The organism is Streptomyces nymphaeiformis, assembly GCF_014203895.1.
Lineage (GTDB): Bacteria > Actinomycetota > Actinomycetes > Streptomycetales > Streptomycetaceae > Streptomyces > Streptomyces nymphaeiformis.
Genome location: NZ_JACHJY010000002.1, coordinates 172,845 through 192,284 on the forward strand (window position 1 = coordinate 172,845; position 19,440 = coordinate 192,284).

Annotated in this window: 15 protein-coding genes; 3 read left to right on the forward strand and 12 right to left on the reverse strand. The window is 73.5% G+C overall.

Annotation, left to right across the window (positions count from 1 at the left end):
* Positions 1 to 15 precede the first annotated feature (15 nt).
* The 4 genes from GGE06_RS06845 to GGE06_RS06860 form a co-directional block, all read right to left on the reverse strand.
* Positions 16 to 816: a VOC family protein gene (locus tag GGE06_RS06845; protein ID WP_116165173.1), complete on the reverse strand. Its 801-nt coding sequence runs from the start codon at positions 814 to 816 to the stop codon at positions 16 to 18.
* A 95-nt stretch (positions 817 to 911) separates the two neighbouring features.
* Complete coding sequence (locus tag GGE06_RS06850) at positions 912 to 1,412, reverse strand: nucleotide triphosphate diphosphatase NUDT15 (RefSeq protein ID WP_116157390.1); 501 nt, start codon at positions 1,410 to 1,412, stop codon at positions 912 to 914.
* A gap of 271 nt (positions 1,413 to 1,683) precedes the next feature.
* Positions 1,684 to 2,643: a universal stress protein gene (locus GGE06_RS06855; protein ID WP_184930265.1), complete on the reverse strand. Its 960-nt coding sequence runs from the start codon at positions 2,641 to 2,643 to the stop codon at positions 1,684 to 1,686.
* A gap of 87 nt (positions 2,644 to 2,730) precedes the next feature.
* A complete protein-coding gene (locus GGE06_RS06860) occupies positions 2,731 to 3,129 on the reverse strand; it encodes a DUF5997 family protein (RefSeq protein WP_184930266.1) in 399 nt (132 codons plus the stop codon).
* Between the two features lie 63 nt (positions 3,130 to 3,192).
* Between GGE06_RS06860 and GGE06_RS06865 the strand changes: the two genes are divergently transcribed.
* Positions 3,193 to 4,011 (forward strand): LysR family transcriptional regulator substrate-binding protein, encoded by an 819-nt coding sequence (locus GGE06_RS06865; protein WP_184930267.1) that lies wholly within the window; start codon positions 3,193 to 3,195, stop codon positions 4,009 to 4,011.
* Positions 4,012 to 4,124: 113 nt separating this feature from the next.
* The gene (locus GGE06_RS06870) at positions 4,125 to 4,703 is read left to right on the forward strand and encodes a Type-2Aa cytolytic delta-endotoxin (protein ID WP_116157388.1); all 579 of its coding nucleotides are present in this window, start codon (positions 4,125 to 4,127) and stop codon (positions 4,701 to 4,703) included.
* Positions 4,704 to 4,780: 77 nt separating this feature from the next.
* Here the strand turns inward: GGE06_RS06870 and GGE06_RS06875 are convergent, their stop codons facing one another.
* The 3 genes from GGE06_RS06875 to GGE06_RS06885 all read right to left on the reverse strand — a co-directional run bounded on the left by GGE06_RS06875 (position 4,781) and on the right by GGE06_RS06885 (position 9,357).
* Complete coding sequence (locus tag GGE06_RS06875) at positions 4,781 to 6,442, reverse strand: FAD-dependent oxidoreductase (RefSeq protein ID WP_184930268.1); 1,662 nt, start codon at positions 6,440 to 6,442, stop codon at positions 4,781 to 4,783.
* Between the two features lie 33 nt (positions 6,443 to 6,475).
* Positions 6,476 to 7,378, reverse strand: coding sequence for an AurF N-oxygenase family protein (locus GGE06_RS06880; RefSeq protein ID WP_116157386.1), 903 nt, complete (start codon positions 7,376 to 7,378; stop codon positions 6,476 to 6,478).
* 203 nt (positions 7,379 to 7,581) lie between these two features.
* Positions 7,582 to 9,357 (reverse strand): S8 family serine peptidase, encoded by a 1,776-nt coding sequence (locus tag GGE06_RS06885; protein WP_184930269.1) that lies wholly within the window; start codon positions 9,355 to 9,357, stop codon positions 7,582 to 7,584.
* 289 nt (positions 9,358 to 9,646) lie between these two features.
* Here GGE06_RS06885 and GGE06_RS06890 point away from each other — a divergent pair, with 289 nt between their 5' ends.
* Positions 9,647 to 11,071, forward strand: a complete 1,425-nt coding sequence (locus GGE06_RS06890) for a sigma 54-interacting transcriptional regulator (protein WP_184930270.1) — start codon at positions 9,647 to 9,649, stop codon at positions 11,069 to 11,071.
* Between the two features lie 98 nt (positions 11,072 to 11,169).
* Here the strand turns inward: GGE06_RS06890 and GGE06_RS06895 are convergent, their stop codons facing one another.
* From GGE06_RS06895 to GGE06_RS06915, 5 genes are all read right to left on the reverse strand, one after another.
* A complete protein-coding gene (locus GGE06_RS06895) occupies positions 11,170 to 13,005 on the reverse strand; it encodes a PKD domain-containing protein (RefSeq protein WP_184930271.1) in 1,836 nt (611 codons plus the stop codon).
* The gene (locus tag GGE06_RS06900; protein WP_181924415.1) at positions 12,990 to 14,378 is read right to left on the reverse strand and encodes a hypothetical protein; all 1,389 of its coding nucleotides are present in this window, start codon (positions 14,376 to 14,378) and stop codon (positions 12,990 to 12,992) included. Before GGE06_RS06900 ends, GGE06_RS06895 begins: the two co-directional genes overlap by 16 nt.
* A gap of 2 nt (positions 14,379 to 14,380) precedes the next feature.
* Positions 14,381 to 16,825: a M15 family metallopeptidase gene (locus tag GGE06_RS06905; protein ID WP_184930272.1), complete on the reverse strand. Its 2,445-nt coding sequence runs from the start codon at positions 16,823 to 16,825 to the stop codon at positions 14,381 to 14,383.
* Between the two features lie 43 nt (positions 16,826 to 16,868).
* Complete coding sequence (locus GGE06_RS43370; protein WP_221517883.1) at positions 16,869 to 17,801, reverse strand: hypothetical protein; 933 nt, start codon at positions 17,799 to 17,801, stop codon at positions 16,869 to 16,871.
* Between the two features lie 158 nt (positions 17,802 to 17,959).
* Positions 17,960 to 19,303: an RNA polymerase factor sigma-54 gene (locus GGE06_RS06915; protein ID WP_184930274.1), complete on the reverse strand. Its 1,344-nt coding sequence runs from the start codon at positions 19,301 to 19,303 to the stop codon at positions 17,960 to 17,962.
* Positions 19,304 to 19,440 lie beyond the last annotated feature (137 nt).

Genomic DNA, 19,440 nt, shown 5'->3' on the forward strand with positions numbered 1-19,440 from the left:
CACCACCGCGTGCCCTCACTCGAACTCGGGCATGTCCCCGACGGTCGTCTTCTCGTCGATCACCGCGAAGGCGGCGCCCTGCGGGTCCACGATCGCCGCGAACCGGCCGAACGGGCTGTCCATCGGCCCGAACACCTTCTTCCCCTTGAGGGCTTCGGCCCGCTCGACGGCCAGGTCGCAGTTGTCGACGGCGAAGTAGATCTGGATGTACGCCGGGATCTCCGCCGGGAAGTCCTCGGCCGACATCATCATCCGCCCGAGGATCGGCTGCGGACCGCCGACGTCGAACACGCGGTAGTCCATGTGCTCGTCCTTGATCTTCTTCGAGCCGTAGCCGAAGACCTCCGTGAAGAAGGCGTCGGACTTCGCCGGCTCCCGCGTGAAGACCTCCGCCCAGGCGTACGCGCCGGGCTCGTTCTCCCGCTCGAAGCCCTCGTGCGTACCGCCCTGCCAGACGCCGAACGTGACGCCCGTCGGATCCTGCGCGATGCACATCGAGCCGAAGTCGCCGACCTGCATCGGCTCCATCAGGACGCTGCCGCCCGCGCCCCGGATCTTCTCCGCCGTCGCCGCGACGTCCGGCGAGGCGAAGTACAGACACCAGGCCGACTGCGGCTCGCCGTCCTGTCCCGGCATCGGCGGGACGACGGCCGCGACCGCCTTGCCGCCCTTGTACGCCTGCGTGTAGTTGCCGAACTCCGACGAGGCCTCGCCGAAGTCCCAGCCGAGAACATCGCCGTAGAACGTCTTCGCGCCCTCGACGTCGGTGAACATCGCGTCGGTCCAGACCGGCGTGCCTTCAGGTCGTGCGGCCATGACGGTGACTCCCACTTCCGATTCGATGACGTGTTCCCTGTGCCACGCTAACCACGCTCGCCCGGACCCGCGCGGTGACGCACGGTGAGCGCCCCCTAGTCGGGCAGGCGCCCCAGGCCGTAGCGGTGGAACGGGCCGTCGGGGATCGGGAGCCCGGGCCGCCACATCCGCAGCACCTGCGCCGACGGCAGGAACAGGGCCTCCGGCAGCTGGTCCGGGTCCGTCCACTCCCAGCGCTCGATCTTGTCCGGCTCGGCCACGGCGGGCACGCCGTGGAAACCGCGTACGGCCGTGGCGGCGGTCAGCCGGGTCAGCTCCGACGAGGTGACGGAGTCCAGGACCAGCCCGAGGAGCTCGACCTCGGCCGCCTCCGCCACCAGCGTCGTCTCCTCGGCCAGCTCGCGGACCGCTGCGGCCTCGATCGACTCGCCCGGCTCGACCATGCCGCCCGGCAGCTCCCACACCCCGGAGCGGTGCAGGCCGAGCAGGACGCGGCCGGAATCGTCGGTCACCACGACCCCCGCGCCGAGCGAGGCGCGGGCGGGCGGCGCCTTGAGGTTGCGGGCGGCGGTGGCGGCGTGATCTGCGGTCGTCATGGCCCCTGTCTACCAGGCGCCTCCGACAACGCCCCCGCGCGCAATAAAAGCCGCAAAACCCTTGAAAAGAGCCGAAAAGGGAGGAGACTCGTTCTTACACCGGACAACCGGAAAGAGCCGCACCCGCCGACGGAGACGTCCGAAGGCCCGCGTGACCCTATCTCGGCTCTGGCCAGGCCCCCGGCGGGGCCGGTCGGGCACGGAGCCGTCGGCGACGGCCGACGACCGCGCGAACCGACCCGGACCGCCGGGGACTGTCATGCCCGGACCGTCATGCCCTGTGCGGCGCGGCCCCGGGCGGCACCACCGCGACCGGACAGTGCGCGTGATGCAGCACCGCGTGCGCGACGGAACCGATGTGCAGCGCGCCGAAGCGGTGCCGGTGATGCCGACCCACCACCACGAGACCCGCGTCCCGCGACCCCTCCACGAGCCGGCCCGCGGCGTCCCCCGGCACCACCACGGGCACCAGCTCCACCCCCGGCCACCGCCCGGCGAACGGCCGCAGCCGCTCCTCCTGCTGCCGGCGGGCCTCCTTCACCAGCCCGTCCGCCTCCTCCACCTCGTCCGCGGCGGGCAGCGGCGGCGGCACCTGGAGCGCGGGCGAAGACACCGGAAGCAGCGCGGCCTGCGGCGGCGGCATCCGGAACGCGCTCACCGCCTCCAGCGGCACGCCCCGGTGGTGAGCCGCCTCGAAGGCGAAGCCCACCGCCTCGTCCGGAGTCTCCTCCGTGTGCAGACCGAGCAGCACCCGCCCCGCCTCCGCTCCGTCCACGAGCGCGGCGGCGCGCGCCTCGTGCGGGACGACCACCAGCGGGCAGGGCGCCGTCATGGCCAGCGTCCGGCTGGTCGAGCCGAGCAGCAGGCTCGCGAAGCCGCCGTGCCCCCGGGAACCGGTCACCAGGAGCCGCGCCCCCCGCGCCGCCTCCGGCAGGGCGTCCGTCACGGACCCGTCCAGCGAGTCGTACCGCACCGGCACCCGGTGCCCCCGCTCCTCCACCACCGTCCGTACGGCCCGCGCGACGGTGTCGGGAAGCTCCGGCTCCTTGCCCAGGGAGGCGATACGGGCGGCGCCCAGCTGGAGCGCCTCCGAGCGCACATGGGCCACCACCAGCGGCGCGCCCATGCCCTCCGCGGCGCTCAGCGCCCACTCCAGGGCCCGCAGACTGTGCTCGGACCCGTCCACGCCGACGACGACCGCCGGCTCGTACGCAGTGCTGGTGTCACTCATGAGGCCATGCCTGCCGCACACGGAGAAACGCCACGCCGGTCCGGACCGAGGTGCTTCGGTCCGGACCGGCGTGGGGGAGAGAACCGATCAGGCGCGCTGCTGCTTGCGCGCCCGCTCCTCGTTGCGCTCCTTGATGCGGACGTTCTCCTTGCGGACCTCCGCCTGGGTGGCCCGCTCCTTCTGCAGCCACTCGGGGGACTCCTGCCGGAGCGCCTCGATCTGCTCGGTGGTCAGCGGGTCGGTGATGCCGCCGCGCGCGAGACCGGCGATGGAGACGCCCAGCCGCGCCGCGACGACCGGACGGGGGTGCGGACCGTTCTTGCGGAGCTCCTGGAGCCAGGCGGGCGGGTTGGCCTGGAGCTCGTTCAGCTCGGTGCGCGAGACGACACCCTCCTGGAACTCTGCGGGGGTGGCCTCGAGGTACACACCCAGCTTCTTCGCCGCGGTCGCGGGCTTCATCGTCTGGGTGTTCTGGTGCGACGTCATGGTGTCAAGGGTATCGAGCATGCGGGCGAGCTCCGACCACACGGCTACCGGTAACCTGGCGGGGTGACAGGCACGGACGCTTCCCCCTCGGATTCCCCCTCTTCCTCCGCTACCCCTTCCCCCTCCTTCCGGCTGGCCTACGTGCCGGGAGCGACACCCGCGAAGTGGGTGCGGATCTGGAACGAGCGCCTGCCCGACGTACCCCTCACGCTCGTCGCCGTGACCCCCGCCGAGGCCTTCGGCGCGCTCCGGGAGGGCACCGTGGACGCGGGCCTCGTCCGGCTGCCCGTCGACCGGGACGACCTCAGCGCGATCCCGCTCTACACCGAGACGACGGTCGTCGTCGTCCCCAAGGACCACCTGTTCGCGGCGGTCGAGGAGGTCTCGGCCGACGACCTCGCCGACGAGCTCGTCCTGCACCCCCTCGACGACACCCTCGGCTGGGAGCAGCCGCCCGGCCGCCCCGCCATGGAGCGCCCGGCGACGACGGCCGACGCGATCGAGCTGGTCGCGGCCGGTGTCGGCGTGCTCGCCGTCCCGCAGTCGCTGGCCCGGCTGCACCACCGCAAGGACCTCACCTACCGGACCCTCGTCGGCGTCCCGCAGTCGCGGGTGGCCCTGTCGTGGCCGGCGGCGGACGAGGCGCCCGACCTGGTGGAGGAGTTCATCGGCATCGTGCGCGGCCGCACCGTGAACAGCACCCGGGGCCGCCGCGCCGAGGAGAAGAAGGGCCAGAAGCAGCCCAGGGAGCAGCGGGCCGCGAAGCCGGCGAGGTCCGGGAAGCCGGGCGGCGGCTCCCGGACCGGAGGCAGGCCCGCGGCGTCCCGCAAGGGCGGCCAGGGCTCCGGCCGCAGCGGGAAGCCGCGCCGCGGCCGCGGCTGAACCGTCCGCACGGCGGACGCAGGGCACCCGGTCGCGGGCGCCTCGGCATACTGACCCCTCCTGATCACCGCATCGATCACCGCATCGATCACCGAGATCATCCAGGAGGAGCTTTGGCCGCCAGTTTCAGGACCGTCGTCGAGGTGGCACCGGACCACCTCGCGCAGGCCCGGTCCATCGACCGGGTGTTCCAGGAGGCGATCGCCCCGGCGACCGTCAACTTCGACTTCGAGGCGATCCACCGGGCGGCCTCGGCCGTCCCGGACAGCGACGTGGTGAAGATGGTCCGGGGCTGGGGGCTCCAGGAGCACGCCCCCGTCCTCGTCATGGTCCTCTCCCTCAAGGAGGCCGTCCGCCAGGCGCTGCCGCCGGAGTGCGCGGAGGCCGGCTTCTGGGCCACGGTCGAGCGGGAGCTCGTCCAGGCCTTCACCGGCCTCGCCGCGCAGGAGGGCCGGCCCGGACTCTCCTTCTACGAGGAGTCCGGGGACCGCACCCGCTTCTACCGGGACCTGTTCTTCGCCCTCCAGGACGAGGAGACCGGGGACCACATGTACGCCCTGGCCTTCTGCGTCGACGTGACCGTCGAGCTGCCGAAGGCCGAGACGCTGGCGCTCGACCTGACCGACGTCGTGTCCTTCGCCGTGCGGCTCAACGCGATCGTCGTCCGCCAGGCGCTGGCCGTCTCCGTCTGACCGTACGGCGTCTGACCGTACGGCCGACCCGTACCGGCCCGCCGTCCCGGGCCGGATCCTCAGGGCCGTCCGGTCGATCAGCCCCGCAGCCGCAGCCGGCCGCCCCGCGCCGCCGCGACGAGCTCCGGCACCGTGGCGAGCTTGACCCGCGGACGCCCCGCGTCCCGGCCCCGGGCCCGCTCGGCCCGGTCGATGGAGGCGAGACCGCGCGCGTCGACGATCCCCTTCCCGCTGCGGCTCCGCGCGAGGCGGCGGAACTCCTGAGCAGTGCCCGTCGGCTTCGGCAGCGCCCCGGCGACCGCGTCCGCGAGCAGCGTCCCCACCGTCTCCCCGGCGCAGGCCCGGTTGGCCCCGATGCCCCCGGAGGGCCCGCGCTTGATCCAGCCGACGACGTAGCTGCCGGGCAGTCCCACGACCCGGCCGGCCTCGTGCGGCACGGTGCCGGTCGTCTCGTCGAACGGCAGCCCCGCGAGCGGCACGCCCCGGTAGCCGATGGCCCGGACGAGGAGCCCCGCCGCGATCTCCGTACCGGACGGCTCTCCGTCCTCCGTCACCCGGACCGCCCGCACCGCGTCGCTGCCGACGGCCTCGACGGGGGCGGAGTGGAAGCGCAGCACGATCCGCCGCCGGTCCCGTGCCGGGGACCCCGTCCAGTCCACCGCCTCCCGCTCCACGCCCTTGAGGAGTGCCGCCTTCGTGCCGGGCGCGGCCGCGTCGACGGCCGCGCCGGTGCGCGGGTCCCGGTCGTCGACGACGAGGTCGACCCCGGGGAGGTGCTTGAGGGCGAGCAGTTCGGAGGTGGTGTACGCGGCGTCCTCGGGTCCGCGGCGGCCCAGGAGCACCACCTCCCGCACGGACGCGTCCCGCAGGGCGGCGAGGGCGTGGTCGGCGACGTCCGTACGGGCGAGGGCGTCGGGGTCCGTGACGAGGACGCGCGCGACGTCGAGCGCCACGTTGCCGTTGCCGACCACGACGACCCGCTCGGCGGAGGGCCGGACGGCGTCCGCACCGGTCTCCGGGTGCGCGTTGTACCAGGAGACGACCGAGGTCGCCGAGACGCTGCCCGGCAGGTCCTCGCCGGGGATGCCGAGCCGGCGGTCGGAGGGCGCGCCCACCGCGTAGACGACCGCGTCGTGGTGCGCGGTGAGTTCCTCGGGGGTGACCTCCGTGCCGATCTCGACGCCGAGCCGCATGCGGACCCGGGGGTGGGAGTGGAAGCGGGCGAAGGTCTCCCCGGCTCCCTTGGTCGCCGGGTGGTCGGGCGCCACGCCGTACCGGACGAGTCCGCCGGCGACCGGCAGCCGGTCGATCAGCGTCACCTCGGCGTTGGTGTGCAGGAGGAGGTCCTCGGCGGCGTACATGCCGGCCGGTCCCGTGCCGACGACCGCGACGCGGATCGGGGCGAAGTCGGAGGGGAGCGAGCGGGCGAAGTCCGGCTCGCCCCAGGGGTGGAAGGTCGGCGAGGCGAGGACGGGAGCGGGCTCGCGGTCCGCGTAGTAGGCGGCGTTGATCCCCTCGTACTCCCGCAGCCGTTCGGTGAGGCGGTCGGCCGGGAAGATCGCGTCGACGGGACAGGCGTCCGCGCAGGCGCCGCAGTCGATGCAGCTCTTCGGGTCGATGTAGAGCATCTCCGTCGTGCCGAAGTCCGGCTCGTCCGGCGTCGGGTGGATGCAGTTGACCGGGCAGACGGCGACGCAGGTGGCGTCGTTGCAGCAGGTCTGGGTGATGGCGTAGGTCATGGCGTCGGCTCAGCTCGGATCCGGGGGAGGGGGTCAGATGAGGTTCGCGCGCTTGTAGAAGTGGAGCGCGGGCCGGGTCAGCAGCCGGGCCGAGGCGAGGAACTCCATGAGCCCGGCGCAACTGGCGCGCAGCAGCGCCTTGTAGTGCTCGTTGGCGGCGGCCTCGCGGCGGGCGCGCTCGGGGTCGAGTCCGGCCCGCACGTACACCTCCGGGTTCACCAGGCTGGTGATGATGTAGTACGCGGCGATGGCGACGACGAGGGCCTGGAAGTGGCGGCGCGGCCTGCTCGCGCGGGCGAGGTGGCGGCGCGTCTCGTCCCGGGCGAACTTCATGTGCCGGGATTCCTCGACGACGTGGATGTTGTTGATGGTCCGGACGAAGGGGACGACCCGCTCGTCGCGCATCCAGTCGCGCTGCATGACGTCGAGGACCTCCTCGGCGACGAGGATGCCGGCGTACGCGGCCTCGCCGAAGCCGACGGTCTTCATGAAGCGCCCGAGCTCGAGCACGGCCCGCTTCGGCCGGTAGGCGGGCGCGCCGAGCTTCTCGGAGCCCCGGGCGAACATGATCGAGTGGCGGCACTCGTCGGCGATCTCGGTGAGCGCCCACTGGAACCGGGGGTCGGTGTGGTCCATGAGGTAGATGTCGCGGAGCACCAGCTGCTGGAGGATCATCTCGAACCAGATGCCGGTGCTCGCCACCGAGGCCGACTCCTGACGGGTCAGCTCCTTGCGCTGCTCCTCGGTCATCTCCTGCCAGTAGGCCGTCCCGTAGAGGCTGTTCCACTCCGGGCTCTGGCCGTGGAAGTCCTTGTCGAGGGGGGTGTCCCAGTCGACCTCGGCGGCGGGGTCGTAGGAGAGCTTCGCGGCCGACAGGAGCAGCCGTGCGGCGACGTCGCGGTCTTCGTCGTCCGGGCGGACGGTGCTGCTTGCCATGGTGCGGCTCCTCGGGGTCGCTCGTGCGGCTCGGGCGCTTGTTAGACACTGCGTCTAGCAAGCTTGTTAGACGGAACGTATAGCAAGGGCCCCGGGGAGGCCTACCCCCCGGTACGGACTTTCTTCCGGGCGGGGTGCCCCCGGGTACGCGAAAGGGGCCGGAGCCACAGCGGCTCCGGCCCCGTTCCCCGGGTGAGGGTGGGTCAGAAGGTCAGGTTCCAGGCGTCGATCTTCCCGGTGTCCGCGGTCGCGTTGTCGCTGACGCGGAGCTTCCAGACGCCGTTCGCGACCTCGGACGAGGCGTTGACGGTGTACGTCTGGAGGATGTTGTCGGTGCCGCTGCCGGTCCGGTTGTGCAGGGAGTAGACCGAGCCGTCCGGGGCCACCAGGTCGACCTTGAGGTCACCGATGTAGGTGTGCTTGATGTCCACGCCCACCTTGAGCGTGGCCGGGGCGTTGCCGGTGACGCCGCTGACGGTGATCGCGCTCTCGACCGTGGTGTTGTCGGGGATCGCGACGTCCGTGAGGTTCTCGAAGTAGGCCCCGGCCGGCGGGGTCGAGCTGCCGACGGCCTTCAGGGCGTCCACGCGGCCCTCGCCGAAGAAGCTGTTCTTCGCGGTGGTGCCGGTGCACCGGGCGTCCGCGGGGCAGGCCAGGTCGGTGGCCTGCTCGCCGAGCTTCGCCCGGATGTCCGCCGGGGTGTACGCGGGGTTGGCGCTGGCGAGCAGCGCGGCCACGCCCGCCACGTGCGGGGAGGCCATCGACGTGCCGCTCAGCGTGGCGTACTTGCCGCCGGGGGCGGTGCTGTAGACGGACTCGCCGGGGGCCGAGACCTCGATGACGTCCTTGCCGTAGTTGGAGAACGACGCCTTCGACGTGCCGCTGGTGCCGTTCGCCGCGACCGTGACCACGCCCGGCAGCTCGGCCGGGATGTCGAGGCAGTCGTTGGTGAGGGTCCGGGTCACCGGCGTCGAGTCGTTCGGGCTCGACGTGTCGGTGGTCTTGTTGGCCAGGTCGACGTTGGAGTTGCCGGCCGCCGCGACCTGGAGGGAGCCCTTGCCCTCGGCGTACGCCTGGGCGCGGCCCACGCCCTCCAGGATGGCCGCCTGGTCCAGGTCGTTCGGGCAGTTGAACTGCCACGGGTCCGTGTAGTAGCTGTTGTTGGTGACCTTGAAGCCGTGGTCACCGGCCCACACGAGGCCGCAGATCGTGTTCTCCGCGAAGAACAGCGTGGTGCCGGGCTCGGCGATGCGTACCGAGGAGATCTTCACGCCCGGCGCGACGCCGATGGCGCCCTTGCCGTTCTTGGCGGCCGCGACCGTGCCGGCGACGTGGGTGCCGTGCGTGTCGACGTCGCGCCAGGCCCCGACCCGGGTGTCCGGCTTCCCGTACGCGCAGGAGACCGAGTCGGCGGCGTTGAAGTTCGGCGCCAGGTCCTGGTGCTGGTCGTCCACGCCGGTGTCCAGGATGCCGACCTTGACGGTGGCGGAGCCCTGGTTGACGGCCCAGGCCTGGTCGGCCTTGATCTGGGTCATGTCCGAGCGGACGGGCTCCGTCGTGGGAGCCGCGGCCTGCGCCGGGTTGGCCGGGAGCGCCGGGTTGTAGGCGTCGGAGGGGACGTCGGAGGTGCGGGTCGCGCCGACCTTCTGGACGCCGGCGACGCCGCGCATCGTGGCGGCGAAGGAGGCGGAGGTCGAGTGCGCGACGATCACGCCGATCGCGTCGAAGGAGGAGAAGACCGAACCGCCGTTGGCGGCCACGGCGTTGCGGACCGCGGTGGTGTCACCGGGAGCCGTGATGACCAGGTAGGCGCGGGTCCCGGCGGCCCAGGCGGCGGGCGCCGCGGCGGCCGCGGGAGCGGCGGCGGGGGCGACCGAACGGGCCGCGAGCGGCTCGTTGTCGAGGGGCGCGGCCTGAGCGAGACCGGCGGCCGTGCCGAGCGCCAGGGTCGTGCCGAGCGCGAGGGCCGAGAGTCTCATCCGGCCGGATATCTGGGAAAACAATGCGTCCTCCGATGACCCGGTGGCGCGGGTGGCGCCGGCCGGGCCCTGTGATGTGTGGGGTGGACGCAAGATCCCAGAAGGGCGGTGCGGAAGGAAGTGTTCTGTCCGAGAAGCCGGTTGGCGTTACATATTGTTGATCTGGGCACGTCAGGAAGGTGGATGTATCCCCCCGTCCGCCCCCTTCGTTCCCCGGAGCTCCCGTCCGGGCGGGTCCCAGGCGCCCGGAACATGCGGGCGGGACCGCGCCGCGCGATAATCGGTAACCGTGAGTGACGAAGGTGGGGGCGCGGACACCGTCCGGGCCTGGGTGGCCTTCCACCCGCCGGACGACGAGGAGCGCGGCGAGCAGGCCGTCGCGCTCCTGCGCCGCGCCGGACTCGACCCGTACCGCCCACGGCACGGGCGGACCGAAGGCCCCGGCGTGCTCCTCTTCACCACCGCGGACCACGCAGTCGCCGAGCGTCTCGGCGGCCTCGGCGACGGCGGACGGCACCGGATCCTCGCCGTCGCCCTCACCCGTACGGCCCTCGACGGAGCGGGCCCGTGGCCCCTGCTCCGCGCCGGCGCCACCGACGTCCTCACCTGGGACGCCTCCGCCACCCCCGCCGAGGACGCCGTACGGCGCCTGCGCCGCTGGGCCGCCGTCGACGCGCTCGTCGCCTCACCCCTCGTCAGCGACAACCTCGTCGGCGCCGGACCCGCCTGGCAACGACTCCTCCGGGACATCGTCGAGATGGCCGTCTACAGCGACGCCTCGGTCCTCGTCACCGGCGAGAGCGGTACGGGAAAGGAACTCGTCGCACGGCTCGTGCACGCCCTCGACCCCCGGCGCGGAGCCGAACAGCTGGTCCTCCTCGACTGCACCACCATCGTGCCCGCGCTCGCCGGCAGCGAGTTCTTCGGCCACGAGAAGGGTGCGTTCACCGGAGCCCTCGCCTCCCGCGACGGAGCCTTCGCCCTCGCCGACCGGGGCACCCTCTTCCTCGACGAGGTCGGCGAACTGCCCCTGGAACTCCAGGCCGAACTGCTCCGCGTGGTCCAGGAAGGCACCTACAAGCGGGTCGGCAGCAACACCTGGCACACCACCGGCTTCCGGCTGGTCTGCGCCACCAACCGCGACCTCACCACGGACGAGGGCGCCCGCCGCTTCCGGGGCGACCTCTACCACCGCATCGCCGCCTGGACCTGCCGCCTGCCGAGCCTCCGCGAACGCCCCGAGGACATCCTTCCCCTGGCCCGCCACTTCCTCCGCGACGCACGCCAGGGCGACGGCACCCCCGGCGCGGAGGACTTCGACCCGGCGGTCTGCCGGCTCCTCATGGAGCGTCACTATCCGGGCAATGTACGGGAGTTGCGGCAGCTGGTCGGAAGAATGGCACGTCGGCACGTCGGCTCGGGACTCATCAGCGCCGGAGACGTACCGCCCGAGGAACGCCCGCCCGGAGCCGGTCCGGACTCCGGGGAGCCCCCGCGCGGCTGGCCGGACGCCGGGTTCGAGGAGTCGATCCGTACCGCCCTCGCCTCGGGCGTGTGCCTCAAGGAGATCGGCGTACGCGCCCGCGAGACCGCCGTCCTCATCGCCGTACGAGAGGCGGACGGCAACCTCCAGGAGGCGGCGCGCGCCCTCGGTGTCACGGACCGGGCCCTCCAGCTCCGCCGCCGCGCCGCGAACGGCGCACCGGAGGGGTGAGCGGCGCGCCCACCGTCCAGGCCGAACACCGTGCCGTGCTCGGACTCCCCGCCGGGGAGGCCCGCGGAGAGCGTCCCGTACGCCATGACCCGAGGTCCTCAGTACGGCCGGTCCGCGGGCGGTGTGCGGCGCATCCGGCGCCTCGTCATCCCGGCCCCGGCCCCGACGGCTCCGCCGATCGCGGCACGCCGGCGCCCGACGGGGCCGGCCTGCTGGGCGGTGCGCCGCCGCAGATGGACGGCCGGCATGGTGACGTCGAGCCGGTCCGACGTGAGGTCGACACCCGTCGCCGCGCGGTAGGCGTGGATGTAGCCCTGGATCTCCGCCCGCCAGTAGCGGGCCCAGTTCGCCGCCTCGTCGCGCTCGATGACCGAGTTCCAGTCGCCGAACCGGATGGAGAGCAGGATCCGCTCGCCGAAGACCGCGAGGTTGTGGAAGTGCAGCGTGGGCGTGTCCGTCCAGCCCTGCAGCTTCTTCATCACGTCGACCGTGCCCATCCACGGCTCCGGGTACGCCACCATCGCGCGCGCCGGCAGGAAGTGCCGCATCTCCGGCCGGGCGAGCAGCCACTGCTGCATCAGCATCTCCTGCCGGGCCGTCCACGGCAGGTCGCCGTACTGGTTGTGCTGGCCCTCGGTGAGCAGCAGATGGACCTCCTTCAGCGCGTTCAGGACCGGGAACCCGTCCGGCTTGACCGTCATGTCGTCGGCCTGGGTGAAGAACGTCGTGCACAGCTTCAGGAGGCTGTGGAAGGCCTCCAGGAACTTGGAGCGGCTGTCGGCACCGCGCAGCGGCGGCACCGCACGGCCGAGCAGCGTGATCCCGTAGTGGTGGTCGTACTCGTACGCCCGCCGCACCACCGAGAGCCGGTGCTGCTCGTCCTGGATGTACCCCCACAGCAGGTTGCCGAGCGGCAGCAGCGGGGCGATCTCCAGATGGGCCAGCGGATCCGGCTCCACCGCGCGCCGCATGTTCTGGAAGCGGCGGCTGATCTCGATCAGCGACTGGACGAGGAGACTCTCCTCCTCCCAGTAGTTCCACAGCAGTTCGATGAGGCAGGGGTGGGTCAGCTTGTACCGGAGGATCGCGTCGCACGGGAAGCCGAGCTTCCCCGTGCCGCGTACCGGCACGTCCCGCAGCCCCTCCAGGATCCGGGCGAAGTACGGGAGCGTGTAGAAGTCGGGGTCCTGCGGGATCGGCTCGATGAAGGCCTGCCACATCGACTCGATCTCCTGCCGCGTCACGCCGTCGTCCTGGTAGCGCGCCTGCTCCTGGAGCAGGTCGATGCCCTCGAAGGGCTCTCCGGGACGGCTCGGGTCGACGAGGATCCCGCAGCGCAGCCGCATGAACGCCTCGGTCGCGGTCTTCAGGAGCCAGTACGCGTCCACGTCCGGGTACGGCAGGGCCTGCCCCTTGCGCAGGGCCTTCAGCTCGTCCCGCCCCTCGGTCCGCAGCTGCCGGGTCTCCCGGTCGAGCCCGTGGGAGGGCCGGCAGAGCACCAGGTCGATGAAGTCCTGGTACTCGGCGAAGCCGAGGGACTCGCTGCTGTTGCGGATGGCGGTCCACAGCGCCTGGCTGTCGGTCCTGACGGCCCCCGCAGGCTCCAGGTGGACGGAGAGCGAGGCGTGCCGCCCGTCGACCACCGGCATCTTGATCCGCACGTCGGCGACCTGGGTGCTGGTCCGCCCGTGCGTGTCGGTGACCGTGACCGTGGCGTTCTCGACGCCCGGGTCGGCGGTACGGGTGTCCCAGACGACCGCGGCGTCCGTGGCCGTCCACCGGGCGAGCGAGCCGCCCGAGACGGACCAGGAGTACGTGACGCCCGGCTCCGTCGTGTCGGCCCGCAGCCGCACCATCTCGCCCCGCGTCACCTCGGCGGGTGCGGCGGTCAGCGTGACCTGGAGCGGCGAGCGCGGTGTCAGCGGTGTGCCCATGACTCCTCCTCGGGCAGGGAACGGAGAAGACCGGCGCCCACGGGGACGGCCTTCCGGGGGGTGACCGGCCGGACGGCCGGAGGAGAACGGCGGGCGCAGGCGGCGGCCGTGGCGAGCGTGCTGCGCAGGGCCCAGCCCCGCAGCAGCCCCTCGACCCGGCGGCTCTCCGCCTCGGGGGAGAGGAGACCGGCGGCCCGGGCCTGACCCAGGACCGCGAACGCGAGCGTCGGCGCGGCCCGGTCGAGCAGCTCCGGACGGCGCCGTGAAGCCTCGTACAGCGCGAGCAGCCGCATCGGCGACCGCTCGGCCGGCCGGAACAGCCGACCGAGGGACGGTTCCGCCGGCCCCTGCGGACGGTGGGAGACCAGCAGGTCCGCGAGACCGGGCGCGGCGGAGGTCAACGCGTCGAGCAGCGCCCGCGCCTGCGGGTCGAGACCGTCCGGCGGATACAGCGCGGACCACAGCTCGCCGAGCGCCCGCCACTGAGGATCCGGATGGAGCAACTCACCGATGGCGGCGCCCAGATGGACCCTGATCCAGGGGAACGGGTGGCTGTCGAACGGGTCGAGGCGGAACACGAACCTGCGGGGCAGGCTCACCACTCCGATCAGCCCCATCGTCGCCGTCACGCCGAGCTTCCCGATCGCCCAGAAGTCGGCGACGATCTCCGGCATCCACCGGGAGAACAGCGCCCAGGACAGCGGCAGTCGGCCGCCGGGACCGGCCGCCCGCGCCCGCAGCTCGGCCTGGAGCGAGGGCACCAGGCCGAGGAGCGCGGCGCCCTGATGGCCCACCTCGTGACAGAGCGAGGAGCTCAGCCCGTACCCGCCGACCATCCGCTCGCGCGGCACCCGCACGATCGCGACGGGGCTCGAACCGCCACCCGGCAACCGGGTCCTGGCGCGCCGGATCGCCGCGCCGGGACCCCGGTCGAGGTAGCAGACCACGGGAGGCGCCTCGAAAGGGAGGTCCGGCAGGTCGAGCGCGTCGGCCGCCGCCACGTCCATCCCGGACAGCCACAGACCGACCTCGTGCTCACTGCGCTGGGTGATCGTCTGCTGGAAGAGGTCGAACTGTCCGAGGACGTCGTTGAACCGCCAGCGCAGCGCCGTGAACCGGCGCTGCATCTCGGCGGGGGAGGCCGCCGCGCCCCCGCCGTCGAGCCAGTCCAGATACGCCAGGACCCGGCCGCGCAGCTCCCGCCGCCCCGCCGCGAGCGTCCGCTCGATCCCTGTCTGGGCGGCCGGGGACGGGGCGGCGGCGGGGAGCATCGTCTCGCGCACGGCGAAGGGCCGGACCTGGTCGAGCCGGGTCAGCAGCGCCCGCGCCTCGCCGGAGAGCATCCGGCGGGCGGCCGACGGCGTTCCGCGCATGGTCAGGCCTCCGTGATCATGACCCGGTCACCCCGGCGCACCCATGTGCCCGAATCCGGTGGTGCGGGAGCGGCCGACGGCTCGGCGACCGGCTCGGCCGGTGCGCGGGCAGGGGGCGGGGCCGCAGGGGCGTCCGGGGCGGCCTCTGGTCCGGTGTCGACCGGTCCGGCATCGACCGGTCCGGTGTCGACCGGTCCGGTGTCGACCGGTCCGGGGTCGGTGCCCGTGTCGGCGTACGGCATCGGTTCCGGCGTCGGTTCGTACGGGAGGGGTACGGGCCAGGGCGTGGCGCCCGGGTACCGGTGGCCGTACCGGCGGCGCGGCCAGTACCACGGTGCCGGGCGCGCGTACCGGTGGAAGGAGCGGTAGAGCCCGGGCGCGTACCGCCGGGCGGCGGTGAAGACGGCGGCCCGGCCGACCGCGCGGTCGCCTGCCCGGCCCCGGTACGGCCTGTAGCGGTGGTACCGGTCGCGCGGCGCCATCGCCGCGTTCCGCGCGGCGGCGGCGGAGAGCCGGACGAACCGCCTCGCGACTTCGAACTCGCTTTCCTGGGGATCCATCGACTCGGAGCCCAAGCCGAAGAGTTCGGTCGAAGGACTGCCCCGGAAGATCCAGTGCCACGGTTCCGTGGCAAGGGGCCCGAAGCCGAAGCGGTGCGCGTTCGCCCGCAGCCAGCCGTAGAACCAGGTGGAGCGCCAGCGCCGCACGGCTCTCTTCCCGGTGCTGTTGGCGATCCCGTGACCCCGGTCCCGCTCCTGGAGGAAGTCGATCGCGATCCCGTTCTGGTGGTTGCTGTACCCGGGCGCGGCGATCTTGTCGGGGATGGGGAAGTCGACCAGCATGTACCGGACGGCCCGGTCACCGTGCGGGCCGCCGGGGAGCTTCGCTCGGGCGGTGGCCGTCACGTCGTAGTAGCCCGTGAAGTGCCCCAGCCACAGGCTTCGTTGACGCTCTCTGCCCCGGTAGCCGCTGGTCGCGGTGAGCCGCGTGGTGTGTCCGGAGTCCGCGTCCCCCGACGCGCGTGCCTCGGCGAGCGCCGCGTTGGCGGCCGCGAGAAGCCGGCCGGCCGCGGCGGCGGCGTCGCTCCGCATGATGATGCGGTCCGGAGTTCCGGGAACGTGGCTCAGCTCGTCGGGCGCCAGGTCCCGTCCGGGCCGGCCCTTCTGCCGGGAGTGGGCCAGATGCGCGCTGAGGACCCGCTGCCGGAAGTCGAGCTGCTCGGGCGTGCCGCTCCACCGGTCGCCCGTCCCGCTCGCCAGCTCCCCGTACGTGTCCGCGACTTCGCGTACGGCGGTGCCGCGACGAGGCGCGGGGGCCGGTCCCGTGCCCGGCAGGTCGGCGGCCACGTCGGCCAGGAGCAGCGGCCCGTAGAGCCGGGGGATGTGCATGTGCTGCACCTTCGTCCACTCCACCCGGAACCTCGGAGAGCCCGCCGGTCGCACGGCGGCTGCCACCCGTTCGCTGTTGCGTGCGGTCTTCTCGTACGGCCGGTAGAGCACCCGGAGGGCGCCGGATCCCCGGTCGATCCTCTGCCGGGCCCAGTCGATGAGCGGCGTCGGGTCCTGGTACAGCGCGTCGAAGGTGTGCACCTCGTCCGGGTCGACGGTCCGCAGGATCTTCACCAGCGAGGCGCCGCCGCCGGAGTGAGCCGTGAGGACGAGCCGCCCGCGCGGGGCGTCCACGCCCGTCGCGGCCCTGAAGCGGGCCAGGGCCTCGGCGACCAGGCGGTCGATCGCTCCGGGCGGCTCAAGGGCGGGATGCGAGTAGCGCCGGCCCGACGGTCCGTCGACGTGATGGCCCCGGGGGAGTACGAGCAGGGTAGGAGCGGTGCGGCCGGGGGCGTTTCCGGCGGTGTGGAACTCAAGCCCGCTGACCGGTTCCATGTCCACGGGGAGGGTCATCCTCCCGCCGTGGAGCGCGAAGCCGTGCAGATGGACCACGACGTCGATCCGGGACGGCCGGTCCATCGCGTTCCACTTCAGGATCAGGTCGGGCCTGGTGCCGACGTGCTGCCGCAGCATCGGCAGCCGGTCCACCACAAGGCATCCGGGGCCGGGCGCCCCCCTCCGGCCTGTCGGAGGGAGGCACGGGGGACTGCTCACCCCCCTCCCGCCTGTCGGAGGAGCCGGCGGGAGCACGGTCCGGGCCACGTTCTTCAGGACCCCGCCCAGCGCCTCGCCCGCCGCCGCGCTGAGGAACCCGCCGTCGTGCCGCGCGAGGGGCGCGAGGAGCGAGCCGAGGAAGGCCTCCAGCTCCTGCTCGTCGGCGACGCCGAGGAGTTCCGTGGCGAGCGCGCTCTCCTCCGCCTCGGTCAGCGGACTGTCGTACTCGCCGCCGAGCAGGCCCGTCTCCGCCGCGTACTCCCGCAGCTCCGGAGCGGTGGGCCGCTCCGGTTCCGCGGCGTGCCGGTGGTGCCCGCCGCCGCACTCGCACTCGTACGTGGCCATGGCCGGTCTCCCTTCGGGTGCCCGTTCGGGTGCCTCGGGTGCCTCAGATGCCGAGGAGGATGATGGTCCGGCCCCGCCTGACCCAGCGGCCGCTGGAGCGCCGCCCGCCGTAGGCCGCGGGACCCCTGAGATCGGGCACGGCGGAGGCGGCACCGGAGACCAGAGGGACGAGCCCGGGGGCGTACCGCTGTGCGGCGCTCAGCACGGCGGCCCGCGCGGCCCCCGCGTCCGCCTCGCCGACGCCCTCGAAGTCACCCTCGGGGTCGCCTTCGAACTCGCCTGCGTACCCGCCTTCGTACTCGCCCTCGTATGCGCCTCGGTACTCGCCCTCGCCCTGGTATTCGCCCGCGAGACCGCCCGCGCCCTCGAACTCGTACCCGTACTCCTGGCCCGCCCCTTCGAACTCGGCCCCGGCGCCGTCCCCGAACTCGCCCCGGAAGTCGCCCTCGTACTCCCCGTACGCCCCCGCCCCGCCGTCGGCACCCGCTGCCGTCCGGGCGGCGTCGGCGGCGAACCGGACGAACTGGCGGGCCGCCTCGAACTCCTGGTCCTCCCTGCTCAGCCCCTCCACTTCGAGCCCGAGCAGACTCCCCGCCTTCGACGCCAGCTGCGAGCCGATCAGCCCGCCGACCCCGGGAGCGACGAGATTGCCGGCGGCCGAGCCGAGCACCGGGAGGAACTGCCGGGCGGCGCCCCGCAGCAGGCCCTGAAGGGTCTTGCCCGCGGCGCCCCGGAGCAGGGGAGCGGCGGCGCGGATCAGCCCGCCGAGGAACTGTTCGAGCTCCGCCTCGTCGCCGACCTCCAGGAGCTCGCCGGCCAGCTCCATTTCCCGCACCTCGTCGAAGCCGCCCTCGGCCTCCTGGGAGCCGTACCCGGCCGCGCCCTCGAACTCGGGCGCGTACGCGCCGTACGCCTCCGCCTCTCCGGCCGTGCCGCCGCCGGTCCCGTAACCGAACTCGAGCTGTGTGCGATCCATGTTGTGCATTGCGGCCTCCTCGACGCTCGCCCTTCTCCCTGCAAGTTCCGTGCCAGCGGTTGGAGGCCGTGGTGGCGGGGGTCCGGCTCTCGTGTGCCGAAGATCCCTTCGTGCGCACCGGCGTCGGACACGAAGGGGTCTTCGGGACGGCGGCGGGCTCAGGCGGCCTGCGGCCGCGCCGCCCGGTGGGCGCGGGGCTCGATGCCCAGGGCCGTGCGGTACTTGGCCACCGTACGGCGCGCCACGGGGAAGCCGTGTTCGGCGAGGAGCCCCGCCAGTTCGGCGTCGGAGAGCGGCCGGGCCTCGTGCGCGACGAGGTCGCGGAGGGCCGTCTGGACGTCGGTGCCCGCGCCGAAGAAACCGGCGAGCGGCATGGTCCGGCGGCAGGGGAGCAGCGCCACGCGACCCGCGACGGCCCGGCAGACCGTCGACTCGTGCAGGCCGAGGGCGTTCGCGACCTCACGCCGGCGGAGCGGGCGCAGCCCGGCCGGTCCTTCGTCGAGGAAGGGCCGCTGCGCGTCCATGACGTACTCGGCGATCCGGCGCAGCGTGCGCCAGCGGCCGTCGAGCCGCGCGAGGAACTCCCGTGCCCGGCAGACCTGGGCTCGCGCGAGGCGCTCACCGGCAGGGCCGGATCCCCCGGAGTCGGCGGCGAACGCGAGGTACGAGGGGCTGACAGCGAGCCGGAGGCGCAGGGGTTCGAGGAGGGTGACCGTGTAGGAGCCCTGGTGGTCCCCGGTGATCACCAGGTCGGGCGGAGCACACGCGGCGGCGGGTGGGGGAGTCAGGTCCGGCTCGGCCGAGGGCCGCAGCTCGGAGCGGACGAACGCCCTGACCCGTCGTACCTCCTCGACCGGCACCCCGAGCGCCCGCGCGGCCTCCGCGAAGCCGTCCTCGTCGGCCAGGGACTCCAGGTGGCGGCTGAGCACGGCCCTGGCCAGGGGAACCCGTGCGCCGTGTCGCTCTTCCCAGCGGTCGAGCTGGAGCAGCAGGCATTCGCGCAGGTCGTGGGCACCGGTCCCGGCCGGCGTCGCCGTGCGGAGGGCGGCCAGCGCGCGCCGGGCGCGGCCGGGGGTGACGCCGAGGGCGGCGGCGATCTCCTCGACGGGGGCGTCCAGGCGACCGCGCGGACCGAGGCTGCCGAGGAGGTACGCGGCGAGCGGGGCGTCCTCGGCGGGGAGCACGGCCCCGACCTCGGCGAGGAGCCACGCGGCGCGCTCGTCGGCGGGCGGCTCGGGTCCCGGCCCGGGCTGCCGAGTGGCCCGTGCGGCAGTGCCGTCCAGGCAGGGGCACAGGCCGGGGGAGCCGAAGAGGGTTCCGCACAGGGGGCAGGCCGCCGGTTCCGGGTCCTCTTCGAGTGCGGGGTTCTCCGCGAGCTCCTGGGCGACCCGGGCCTCCAGGTCGAGGGCGGGCAGCTGGAGGAAGGCGGCGAAGGTCACGAGGGCCGGTGTGGTGTGCGGGGCCATGGCCGGTGTCGTCCCGAGGTCCATCCCGGCAGCCATCCGGTTCTCATCTCCTCGCCGGGGGAGCGCACCCGTCCGGGAGCCACACCCGCCCCCGAGTCACGCCCCTCCCCGAGTCCCACCGTCCGCCGGGTCCCCGGAGGTGTCAAACCCGGAGACGTCCGACCCGGCGGGTC

Bases quoted from the DNA above. Each gene is read 5' to 3' on its own strand.
- GGE06_RS06845 (WP_116165173.1), bottom strand. From the start codon at position 816: ATGGCCGCACGACCTGAAGGCACGCCGGTCTGGACCGACGCGATGTTC.
- GGE06_RS06850 (WP_116157390.1), bottom strand. From the start codon at position 1,412: ATGACGACCGCAGATCACGCCGCCACCGCCGCCCGCAACCTCAAGGCG.
- GGE06_RS06855 (WP_184930265.1), bottom strand. From the start codon at position 2,643: ATGAGTGACACCAGCACTGCGTACGAGCCGGCGGTCGTCGTCGGCGTG.
- GGE06_RS06860 (WP_184930266.1), bottom strand. From the start codon at position 3,129: ATGACGTCGCACCAGAACACCCAGACGATGAAGCCCGCGACCGCGGCG.
- GGE06_RS06875 (WP_184930268.1), bottom strand. From the start codon at position 6,442: ATGACCTACGCCATCACCCAGACCTGCTGCAACGACGCCACCTGCGTC.
- GGE06_RS06880 (WP_116157386.1), bottom strand. From the start codon at position 7,378: ATGGCAAGCAGCACCGTCCGCCCGGACGACGAAGACCGCGACGTCGCC.
- GGE06_RS06885 (WP_184930269.1), bottom strand. From the start codon at position 9,357: ATGAGACTCTCGGCCCTCGCGCTCGGCACGACCCTGGCGCTCGGCACG.
- GGE06_RS06895 (WP_184930271.1), bottom strand. From the start codon at position 13,005: ATGGGCACACCGCTGACACCGCGCTCGCCGCTCCAGGTCACGCTGACC.
- GGE06_RS06900 (WP_181924415.1), bottom strand. From the start codon at position 14,378: ATGCGCGGAACGCCGTCGGCCGCCCGCCGGATGCTCTCCGGCGAGGCG.
- GGE06_RS06905 (WP_184930272.1), bottom strand. From the start codon at position 16,825: ATGGCCACGTACGAGTGCGAGTGCGGCGGCGGGCACCACCGGCACGCC.
- GGE06_RS43370 (WP_221517883.1), bottom strand. From the start codon at position 17,801: ATGGATCGCACACAGCTCGAGTTCGGTTACGGGACCGGCGGCGGCACG.
- GGE06_RS06915 (WP_184930274.1), bottom strand. From the start codon at position 19,303: ATGGCTGCCGGGATGGACCTCGGGACGACACCGGCCATGGCCCCGCAC.